This is a genomic window from Vibrio sp. R-1, from assembly GCF_035615595.1.
Taxonomy (GTDB): Bacteria; Pseudomonadota; Gammaproteobacteria; order Enterobacterales; family Vibrionaceae; genus Vibrio; species Vibrio cholerae.
On record NZ_WPDC01000024.1, the window covers coordinates 35,572 to 45,525 of the forward strand.

Below are 9,954 nucleotides of genomic sequence, written 5' to 3' on the forward strand. Positions count from 1 at the left end.
TGATTTGCCCATTTGCGATAAATAGTGTTGATTAAATTGGTTTTGTTATAGGAGCTATATCGCCAACTCTCTCTACAAACTTTAGTCTGAAATTTTCGTTTTGGACTCAATGACAATAAAAAACCAGCAAAATGCTGGTTTTTTGTTCACCACTAGGCCTCTTTAGGAAGCGGGCTCTTCATCAATACTTGGTAAGGCTTTCCACACCGCCTTAACGAGAGTGGCTAATGGGATCGCAAAAAACACGCCCCAGAAGCCCCATAATCCGCCAAATACGAGTACCGCAATAATGATCGCAACCGGGTGTAGGTTCACCGCTTCAGAGAAAAGTACGGGCACTAAAACGTTACCGTCCAAAGCCTGAATAATGCCGTAAGCAATCAACAAGGTGTAAAACTGCGGGGTCAGCCCCCATTGGAACAAGGCCACAATCGCAACAGGTACGGTTACAGCTGCAGCGCCGATATAAGGGATCAATACCGAAAGCCCGACCGCGACTGCCAGCAATACGGAATAACGCAGATCTAAAATCGCGAACGTGATGTAACTGACTGTGCCGACGATAACAATCTCCAGCACTTTGCCACGAATGTAGTTGGAGATTTGTTGGTTCATCTCTTCCCAAACTTTATTCGCCAACTTGCGGTTACGCGGCAAAATGCCACTCGCCATCCGCAGCATCTCTTGTTTATCTTTCAACAAGAAGAACACTAATAGAGGCACCAAAATCAGATAAACCCCTAACGTGGCTAAGCTGACCAGAGACGCAAGAGAACCTTTTACCACCGATTCGCCCATGCCTAGCACTTTGTTTTTCGCATTACCGATTACCGATTCGACAATCTCTAGATGTGCCAATTCCGGATAACGTTCAGGCAAACTGGTGATGAATTTCTGCGTACCATTGTACATATTCGGCACGTCGTTAATTAAATTCCCCACCTGCTTCCAAATCGTTGGCACCAAACCAAACACCGCCAAAATCATCAAGCCAGTGAACACCGTAATCACAATGATCACCGCTAAGGTGCGCGGAATTCGTAATCGACGCAGCTGCGTAACGGGCCACTCAAGCAGATAGGCGAGTACAATTGCCACCAATAAAGGGGCAATCAAATGACCAAAGAAGTAGATGGTGATAAAACCAAACAACAAAATCGCCACCAAGCTGGCAGCGTGTGGATCGGAGAAGCGTCGCTTATACCAACGACTGACCATTTCAAACATTAAACGAAGTCTCCTTACTAACCTTGAGCGAACAGTGATCGTGATTTAGAGTGCGCTGACAATCCAGCGGCTGTTGAGCAATATACTTTTCAATGTCACGTTGTGAGGCGGGATCGGCAATCAAAATGGTCAGCGATTCACCGGGCGATAGAGCTGCCGCGGCTCGTTTAACCAGTAGTAACGTCATAGGGCAACGCTGCTCCCGCAAATCGAGAATAATCGGTTCCATTCTGCCGCTTAATCCTTAATATAGGTGGCACATTGTATCGGCTTTCGTTCAGGGTTACACCTAATTGGCGTTAATGGGTGGTCGATTTTGACAGGAAATTCACTGCTCGAACGCCAAATCAAGAAACCAATAGACATCGGATATGTCTTACAGGCAGATAAACTCGGAGTATGCACCGCCATTATGAAATTCTTCCCGACACGTATCCTGTTATGTCTATGCATTGCAGCGCCATGTCTTCCTGCCATTGCACAAAATGATCCTATCGAATTGCCGGATATTGGCACGGTAGCGGGCTCGACGCTGACCATAGATCAAGAACTGATTTATGGCGATGCTTATATGCGTATGCTGCGCAATAACCAACCTGTGATTAACGATCCTGTGCTCAATGAGTACATTGATAATTTAGGACATCGTTTAGTCGCCAGCGCCAACGATGTCAAAACGCCGTTCACCTTTTTTATGATCCGCGATCGTAACATCAACGCTTTTGCCTTTTTTGGTGGTTACGTCGCCTTGCACTCTGGGTTGTTCCTTCATGCGCAAAATGAAAGTGAGTTAGCGTCGGTCATGGCGCATGAAATTGCTCACGTCACCCAACGCCACCTTGCGCGCAGCATGGAAGAACAAGCACGTCGCTCTCCCGCGACAATCGCAGCGCTTGCCGGTTCATTACTGCTGGCGATTGCCGCCCCAGAAGCAGGAATTGCGGCGATCAACGCCACCATGGCGGGCAGCATCCAAGGCCAGATTAACTACACACGCAGCAATGAAAAAGAAGCGGATCGATTTGGTATCGCGACCTTAGCCAAAGCCGGATTTGACGCAAACGCCATGCCGCAATTTTTCACTCGCCTTGCTGATGAATATCGCTACGCCAGTAAGCCGCCCCCTATGCTGCTGACTCACCCACTGCCAGAAGACCGGATTACCGATAGCCGTGAGCGGGCCAGACAATATCCGCCACTCAAACTTGCTCCACACTTGGATTATCATTTGGCGCGCGCACGGATCATCGCTCGTTATGCAGGCATTGATGCCGACGCAGCATTGGATTGGTTTGCTCGCAGTGAGAAAAAAATCGACGCCACCCTACAGCCGTCTATCCAGTACGGCAAAGCCTTGGTCTATCTCGATCTCAAACAGTTCGATAAAGCAGAGCCTCTGTTGACCCAGCTAGTTAAAGAACAACCGGACAATCATTTTTATCTCGATGCGATCAGCGATTTGTATATTGAGCTCAAGCAAGCCGATAAAGCACAAAGCTTGTTAGAAAAGGCGCTCAAGCAGACGCCAAATAACTCAGTGCTGACCATTAACTATGCGAACGTGCTGCTCAAGCAAGATAAGTTCACCGATGCCATTCGAATCTTGCAACGTTACACCCATGACAATCCTAATGACATCAATGGTTGGCAACTGCTGTCTGAAGCCAATAGCCGTTTAGGCAACAGTGCGGAAGACTTAGCGGCACGCGGTGAAATCATGGCGCTGCAAGCAAACTGGAACAAAGCGATTCAGTTTTATACCCAAGCCAGTCAGTTGGTGGAATTGGGTAGCTTGGCGCAAGCCCGTTACGATGCGCGGATTGACCAGTTAATGGTGCAACGCGAGCGCTTTTTATCCCTCCAATAATAAATCTGATACAGGAGAAGTTATGTCAGTCGTGATTTATCACAATCCTAAATGCTCCAAAAGCCGTGAAACGTTAGCCTTACTCGAAAACCAAGGCATTGCACCGCAAGTGATTAAGTATTTAGAAACCTCACCTTCGGTGGAAGAACTCAAGCGTCTCTACCAACAATTGGGGCTGAATGAAGTGCGTGCCATGATGCGCTGCAAAGAAGAGCTGTATAAAGAGCTCAATTTAGGGGATAGCCAATTGAGCGATGATGCGCTGTTTGCCGCAATGGCGGAACACCCGAAACTGATTGAGCGCCCGATTGTGGTGTGCAACGGTCAAGCTCGTCATGGCCGACCACCAGAACAAGTGCTTGAAATTCTATGATTTCGATAGTGGTGCTCTACTACAGCCGTCACGGTAGTACGCAAGCATTGGCACGCCAAATTGCCCGCGGCGTGGAATCCGTAGAAGGTTGCCAAGCCTTGCTGCGAACCGTAGCAGAGCTTGATGGCACGGCAAGCGACAGCGATCCTTACCTTAGCCTTGATGAGTTGAAACAGTGTGACGGCTTAGCGTTTGGCAGCCCAGTTTGGTTTGGCAATATGGCCGCGCCATTAAAACATTTTTGGGATCAAACCACGCCACTTTGGCTGAGTGGCGCGCTGATTGATAAACCAGCTTGCGTGTTCACGTCTTCATCAACCTTACATGGTGGGCAGGAAACAACCCAGCAGAGTATGATGCTACCTTTGCTGCATCATGGCATGTTGATTTTAGGGATACCTTATTCCGAGCCAGCCTTGCACACCACCCAATCCGGCGGTACACCGTATGGTGCAAGCCATGTCCATCAACAAAAAACACTCTCTAGTGAAGAGGCGGAGCTGGCACGCCAGCTAGGAAAGCGCCTGGCTCATGTGGCCAAACAGTTAAAGGGATAACAATGACCACCTCCAGTATTGCAATGCAACCTCGGACCGCGTTTTATCGCTGGCTGGCACTGAGTGCCAACCTCGCTCTGTTGGTTTGGATCCTATTATGGCAACTCACGTTGTCACCACATCCTCATCTTAATCCTACCGCGCTCGCGATAGGCTGGGTCATTCCACTGCTACTGCCTCTGTTTGGCATTCTCAAAGGCAAACCTTATACCCATGCTTGGGCAAACTTTGTTTTAATGCTCTATTTCTTGCATGCTTTGACCTTGCTGTATGTGGATGGCGGGGAGCGTTGGTTAGCCTTGGTTGAGCTGCTACTGACTTTTGCGGCATTTATCGGCAATACCCTTTATGCGCGCTTACGTGGTAAGGAGTTAGGATTAAAGCTGACCAAGCTTTCTGAAGTGGAAAAGCAAGAAAAAGCCCATTTTGACCACCAATGATCTTTTTGCCTATCGGTGACCCATTGCTTGGCTGAGTGCGCATGAAAGCCACTTGGAAAGTAATAATCGAAATAAAAATAGCGCCTTTTTCGGCGCTATTTTTTGCTTTGATTTATCCCCTACTTTCCTGACAACTCAAGTCATTTGGGGCTATCTCCTCAAGGCATTAACCTTGCCAAGAGAAATAGAGAGTTTTAGGTTGAACAGGTTGTGGCTGAGCAGCTGCGTTATTTGGGTTGCTCGGATCTACCGGCATTTCTGACGCACTATTTTCCAGCGAACTATTTTCCAGCAAATTATTGTCTGCAGAGACGGGCTCTTCTGGCGGCATCTCCATCAATACTGCCTGCCCCATGCGTACCACTTCATTAGTGAACTCTTCCACACTGGCCAATAAATGCACGTTAAAGGTCACTTGAGTACCTTGAACCTTCAAAATATCCAGCGAAGCAACTGAGCTTAAGCGCTTGAGTTTATTCTCAACCACAAAGAAATCCTGCGCGCTATCGAGTGGGCTAAATTGCGCCAATACCGATTGCGAGGATTCACTGCTTACTACAACCGCGCTTTTACGCGCGTAGTAATCACTGATTTCATCAATCATCTCGGTGACCGCTTGCTCACCCGAGGCTTGACCTGAGATAGGCGCTTTCGGTTGACTCACCATGGTGTTAGCCAACTGATCAAACAGAGTCCAACGCAGTTCAGAGCCTTGAGCGCGCACAACCAGAACCGCATCGGTCGGATAACGTTGACTTGCGATGCTGATCGGGTTGATAAAACCGCCCCATAAATCGGAGACCTGCACACCGGTTACATCATCAAAATCACCAACCGGAACCGTTAAGGGTAAGCCGCGAACACGGGCGCGAGCTTTCATTTGGTTCAGTAACGGCGTATCTGCATGTTCCCAACTCACGCTGCGATCGTAGTTGGCTTCTTCCACCAGCCATACCAGCAAGTTACTGCGGCTTTCTGGCCAGAAGGGTAACTGAGCTTGACTTAACAGTGAGCGAATGTGCTGCGCACTGAATTGCAAACGCATCACCGACTGAGCCCCCTCTTGTTGAGTGCTGATCTGGGTGATGTACTGGTTACTCTGACGCAAAGCTTTTTGCACAGCACCATTTTTGAGCGCATCTTGGCTACCAGTAGCGCGGACAATTACTTCTTCCATACCACGGACACGCGCCGCCGCATCAGCGTTACTTTGCTGCGGATCGACCGCAACTTCTGCCTGATACAAGTTGACTCGAGTGAGGGCGAAGGCGGGAAACGTGAGCAATCCCATCATCAACACAGCTAAATAGCGCATACCATACCTACATTCTGTTTACTGAACGACGATGATAAGCAACTATCTAAAGTTCAGCAAGGCGAGAGGTTACAGGAGTGCGTCAGAATTTGTGCGACGCGATCCACGTCGTTTTTAAACATAGCCTATAATCCTGTCAATTTTTGATCTTTTTCCGCTCGCAATCGATTGCAGAAGTGATAGAATCCCGCGAATTTTTATTTAGCTCAGGGAAAATACGATGAAAAATGCCATACAAGGCGCACAAATGCTGTTTGTCGCATTCGGCGCGTTGGTTCTGGTCCCGCTTCTGACCGGACTCGATCCAAACGTTGCACTGTTCGGTGCTGGTTTAGGAACACTGCTTTTCCAATTGATCACCCGCCGCTCTGTCCCCATTTTCCTCGCCTCTTCTTTTGCTTTTATCGCACCTATTATGTTCGGCATCCAAACCTGGGGCATTCCTGCCACTATGGGTGGCTTGATGGCCGCTGGTGCGGTGTATATCGTACTCGGTGGCATTATTAAGGTGCGTGGTGTAGCCATCATCCACAAACTGCTGCCTCCTGTCGTTGTCGGTCCTGTGATTATGGTGATTGGTCTGGGACTTGCGCCAGCCGCCGTGAACATGGCACTGGGCAAAACGGGGGATGGCTCCGTACAACTCGTCGATCCACAAGCCGCACTCTGGATTTCTTGTATTTCACTTTTGGTCACAGTGGTATTCAGTGTCTTCGCTAAAGGCTTTTTTAAGCTAGTTCCTATCCTCGCGGGCATTGTCAGCGGCTATGCACTCTCACTGGTAATGGGTGTCGTCAGCTTTGCGGCGGTGGAACAAGCCGCTTGGCTTGCGTTACCCAACTTCACTTTCCCTGAATTTAACATCAACGCCATCCTGTTTATGATCCCAGTCGCGATTGCTCCTGCGGTCGAACACGTAGGCGATATGCTGGCTATCTCAAATGTGACCAACAAAGATTACCTAAAAAAACCGGGCTTACACCGCACTATCGCTGGTGACGGGGTCGCGACCATGGCCGCAACCATGCTTGGCGCGCCACCCAACACCACATACAGTGAAGTGACTGGTGCCGTGATGCTGACTCGTGCATTTAACCCAGCGATCATGACTTGGGCGGCCATCACGGCCATCGTACTTGCTTTGGTGGGCAAACTCGGTGCACTGCTGCAAACCATTCCGGTTCCGGTCATGGGCGGCATCATGATTCTACTGTTTGGATCCATCGCCACCGTCGGTTTGAATACGCTGATCAAAAACCAAGTGGATCTGCACAAATCACGCAATCTGGTGATTGTGGCCGTCACTCTGGTCTTTGGTATTGGTGGTATGGCATTCGGCGTGGGTGACTTTAGCCTGCAAGGCGTGAGCTTGTGCGGTATCGTCGCCATTGTGCTCAACCTCGTTCTGCCAAACGACTTAGGTGAAAACCACGTAGTGGACAATGCACAGATGGAAGAAGAAGCACGCCATTAATCTTCGCTAACTTCTCACCACTTCTAGAATCAACGGCCTCCCTTTGAGGCCGTTTTTACAGGGGTATCGATTAATTCTCCTCTTGGCACAAATCCGCAAACTGGCCACGGGTTAAGCGCGCGAGATCTTGCGGTGATAACTCAATTTCTAAACCACGTTTACCTGCACTGACACAAATCGTCGCTTGGCTTTGCGCACTTTGATGAATAAAGGTTGGCAGCGCTTTTTTCTGGCCGAGAGGACTTATCCCCCCCACCACATAACCTGTGGTTTTCTCAGCAATCTCTGGTTTGGCCATCTCGGCTTTTTTGGCTTTGGCCGCTTTGGCCGCGAGCTTTAAATTCAGTTTGTGATCGACAGGAATAATCGCTACCGCGAGATTTTTTTCCTCGCCATTCATACAAAACAGTAAGGTTTTGAATACGCGCTTAGGATCTTGACCGAGCGCCTGCGCCGCTTCTAGGCCATAACTGGCATGGCTTGGATCATGTTCATACTGATGGATGGTATGGGAGATTTTATTTTTCTTTGCAAGATTGATTGCAGGAGTCATGAATCACGTGTCCTCATTTACTCACACTGCTGATGGGCAGAGCTCGGGCCATATGGGTATGGCAAAACAAAAAAGGCGGTGTTTGCACACCGCCTGTCAGTAAACGCAATTCAACTTTGCGAGTCAAACCTTATTAACGATAAACAATCTCGCCCGCTGGCGCGAAACGGTTCACATCGATTGGACTGTTCGCCTCAAGGTAATCTTTCAGTACTTCGGCATCCACAAAGCCAGTGTTGACATAGCCTGGGTGGTCAGTAATTTTTGGATAACCGTCACCACCCGCTGCGTTAAAACTTGGCACAGTGAAACGGTAGGTCGCATCGAGACGCAGTTGTTTGCCACCGATGACCACGTTAGAGACTTTGCCATCCGCAACCGTCATTGAAATCCCGGCGAACTGGGCATACGCACCTGAATCGACCGGCTTGGTAGCGACGACATTGAGATAATCCAGCACTTCCTGACCATTCATATCCACGTAGCTGACGATGTTGCCAAATGGCTGCACTTTCAGTACATCTTTATACGTAATGTCACCGGCTTGGATAGAATCACGTACGCCACCAGAGTTCATTACCGCAAAATCGGCTTTAGCACGTTGCATGTGCGCCATTGCAATCATGCGGCCCAAGTTGGTTTGCTCAAAACGCACCACGTTACGATCGCCTTCTAGCTTACCGTTACTGTGGGCAATCTTGATGCTCAGTTGCTCTTGGCCTTTCTCTTGGAATGGGCGCAGGAACTCTAGCATTGCGCTGTCTTCTTTAATTTCAGAAGTCGCAAACACACGCTGAGTTTCACCATTCACTTCAACTTTCTTCTTCAAGTTAACGGGAATGAGGTTATAGCTGACCATATTCAGCTCACCGTTACGGAATTCATAATCCGCACGACCGACGTATTTACCCCACTCGTAAGCTTGCACAATGTAAGTGCCGTTTTGAATATCAGGCTTACATTCGTCACCCGGCTTAAAGTTCTTTTTCACCAGATTTGGGCCTTCCATACACACAGGTTCTTGTGAGTGACCGCCGACAATCATATCCAACTCACCCGCTGGCAAGTAGCGCGCCAAAGCAACATCACCCGGTGCGTTCACACCATGCTCACCGTTTTGGTAGTGGCCCATGTGCGTTACTGCGATGATAAGATCTGGCTTCTCTTTTTTCTTCAGCTCAGCGATCACTTTCTTCGCTTCTTCTTTCGGATCGCGGAAGTCGATGCCACCGATGTATTCTGGGTTACCAATTTTCGCGGTGTCTTCAGTGGTTAAACCAATAACCGCAATCTTAATCCCTTGCTTATCAAAGATATGGTACGGTTCAAACAGACGCTTACCGGTCGCTTTATCGTAAATGTTGGCCGACAGCATTGGGAAGTTCGCCCACTCTTTTTGCTTAAACAGCACTTCAAGTGGATTATCAAATTCGTGGTTACCCAGCGCCATAGCGTCGTAACCGATTTTGCTCATACCTTTGAAATCAGGCTCTGCATCTTGTAGGTCTGATTCTGGTACCCCAGTATTGATGTCACCACCCGAGAGCAGTAATACACTGCCACCTTGAGCTTCAATGTCGGCACGCAGTTGATCAATCAGCGTTTTACGTGCTGCCATACCATATTCACCATACTGGTTTTGCCAGAAACGGCCGTGGTGGTCGTTGGTGTGCAGAATAGTGAGTTTGTAGGTTTTGTCTGCTTCCCACTGCTGAGCGGGTGCAGTTGCACAACCTGCCAAAGAGGCAATAATGGCTGCACTGAGGACGGATTTTAGAATGAGGCCTTGTTTCATTGTCATACCTTTGAACTGATGAAAACCACTGCTTGAAATGTCGTTGGGCGCTCGCACGGCGCAGTCGTTTACCACAGCACATCGCTTGAGCACATTGCTTGGAGTGCGGGTAAAACTTGACTTAGTTTAAAGTAACCGACTTGGTGAGACAGCTTGATTTCATATTTATGTAGAGTAGATCACCTAAAAGTAGCCAATATAATGTAATCAATAGAAAGAGTTAAAAAGATAACCTGCTCGGATCACAGGCAAACGTTTGACTAATGAGATGGGCTTTTAATCCGTTTTGTGCGCGCAAGCGTTTAATCTACAGAAACCGTCGTTTGCTGCAACAGAGCCGTATTGATAGGCGT

At 48.6% G+C, this 9,954-nt stretch carries 10 protein-coding genes; 5 read left to right on the forward strand and 5 right to left on the reverse strand.

All coding sequences use genetic code 11. The features are described from left to right. Nucleotides 1–162: 162 nt before the first annotated feature. Both GOU96_RS07635 and GOU96_RS07640 read right to left on the reverse strand, forming a co-directional pair. Complete coding sequence (locus GOU96_RS07635; RefSeq protein ID WP_000462611.1) at nucleotides 163–1,227, reverse strand: AI-2E family transporter; 1,065 nt, start codon at nucleotides 1,225–1,227, stop codon at nucleotides 163–165. Beyond that, nucleotides 1,220–1,456 (reverse strand): sulfurtransferase TusA family protein, encoded by a 237-nt coding sequence (locus GOU96_RS07640; protein WP_000433304.1) that lies wholly within the window; start codon nucleotides 1,454–1,456, stop codon nucleotides 1,220–1,222. Before GOU96_RS07640 ends, GOU96_RS07635 begins: the two co-directional genes overlap by 8 nt. Before the next feature lie 183 nt (nucleotides 1,457–1,639). Between GOU96_RS07640 and GOU96_RS07645 the strand changes: the two genes are divergently transcribed. Genes GOU96_RS07645 through GOU96_RS07660 form a run of 4 tightly spaced genes read left to right on the forward strand, consistent with a single transcriptional unit; the run spans nucleotide 1,640 to nucleotide 4,464 of the window. Next, nucleotides 1,640–3,094 carry a tetratricopeptide repeat protein gene (locus GOU96_RS07645; RefSeq protein WP_258502235.1) on the forward strand — a complete coding sequence of 485 codons (1,455 nt, stop codon included), beginning with the start codon at nucleotides 1,640–1,642 and terminating at the stop codon, nucleotides 3,092–3,094. Between the two features lie 22 nt (nucleotides 3,095–3,116). Beyond that, nucleotides 3,117–3,467 (forward strand): arsenate reductase (glutaredoxin), encoded by a 351-nt coding sequence (arsC, locus tag GOU96_RS07650; RefSeq protein ID WP_000117768.1) that lies wholly within the window; start codon nucleotides 3,117–3,119, stop codon nucleotides 3,465–3,467. Next, complete coding sequence (wrbA, locus tag GOU96_RS07655; RefSeq protein ID WP_000623696.1) at nucleotides 3,464–4,024, forward strand: NAD(P)H:quinone oxidoreductase; 561 nt, start codon at nucleotides 3,464–3,466, stop codon at nucleotides 4,022–4,024. The genes arsC and wrbA overlap by 4 nt, the downstream gene beginning before the upstream one ends. 23 nt (nucleotides 4,025–4,047) lie before the next feature. After that, nucleotides 4,048–4,464 (forward strand): DUF2069 domain-containing protein, encoded by a 417-nt coding sequence (locus GOU96_RS07660; RefSeq protein ID WP_001918774.1) that lies wholly within the window; start codon nucleotides 4,048–4,050, stop codon nucleotides 4,462–4,464. Nucleotides 4,465–4,630: 166 nt separating this feature from the next. On the opposite strand, the gene GOU96_RS07665 is transcribed toward GOU96_RS07660, so the two are convergent. Next, nucleotides 4,631–5,779, reverse strand: a complete 1,149-nt coding sequence (locus GOU96_RS07665) for a DUF2066 domain-containing protein (protein ID WP_258502220.1) — start codon at nucleotides 5,777–5,779, stop codon at nucleotides 4,631–4,633. A 220-nt stretch (nucleotides 5,780–5,999) separates the two neighbouring features. Between GOU96_RS07665 and GOU96_RS07670 the strand changes: the two genes are divergently transcribed. Further along, complete coding sequence (locus GOU96_RS07670; RefSeq protein ID WP_000786152.1) at nucleotides 6,000–7,253, forward strand: uracil-xanthine permease family protein; 1,254 nt, start codon at nucleotides 6,000–6,002, stop codon at nucleotides 7,251–7,253. Between the two features lie 70 nt (nucleotides 7,254–7,323). Here GOU96_RS07670 and ybaK read toward each other — a convergent pair whose 3' ends face one another. Continuing rightward, nucleotides 7,324–7,806, reverse strand: a complete 483-nt coding sequence (gene ybaK, locus GOU96_RS07675) for a Cys-tRNA(Pro) deacylase (RefSeq protein ID WP_258502222.1) — start codon at nucleotides 7,804–7,806, stop codon at nucleotides 7,324–7,326. Nucleotides 7,807–7,939: 133 nt separating this feature from the next. Further along, entirely contained in the window at nucleotides 7,940–9,601 is a 1,662-nt protein-coding gene (gene ushA / locus GOU96_RS07680) for a bifunctional UDP-sugar hydrolase/5'-nucleotidase UshA (RefSeq protein ID WP_000809002.1), read from the reverse strand. Nucleotides 9,602–9,954 lie beyond the last annotated feature (353 nt).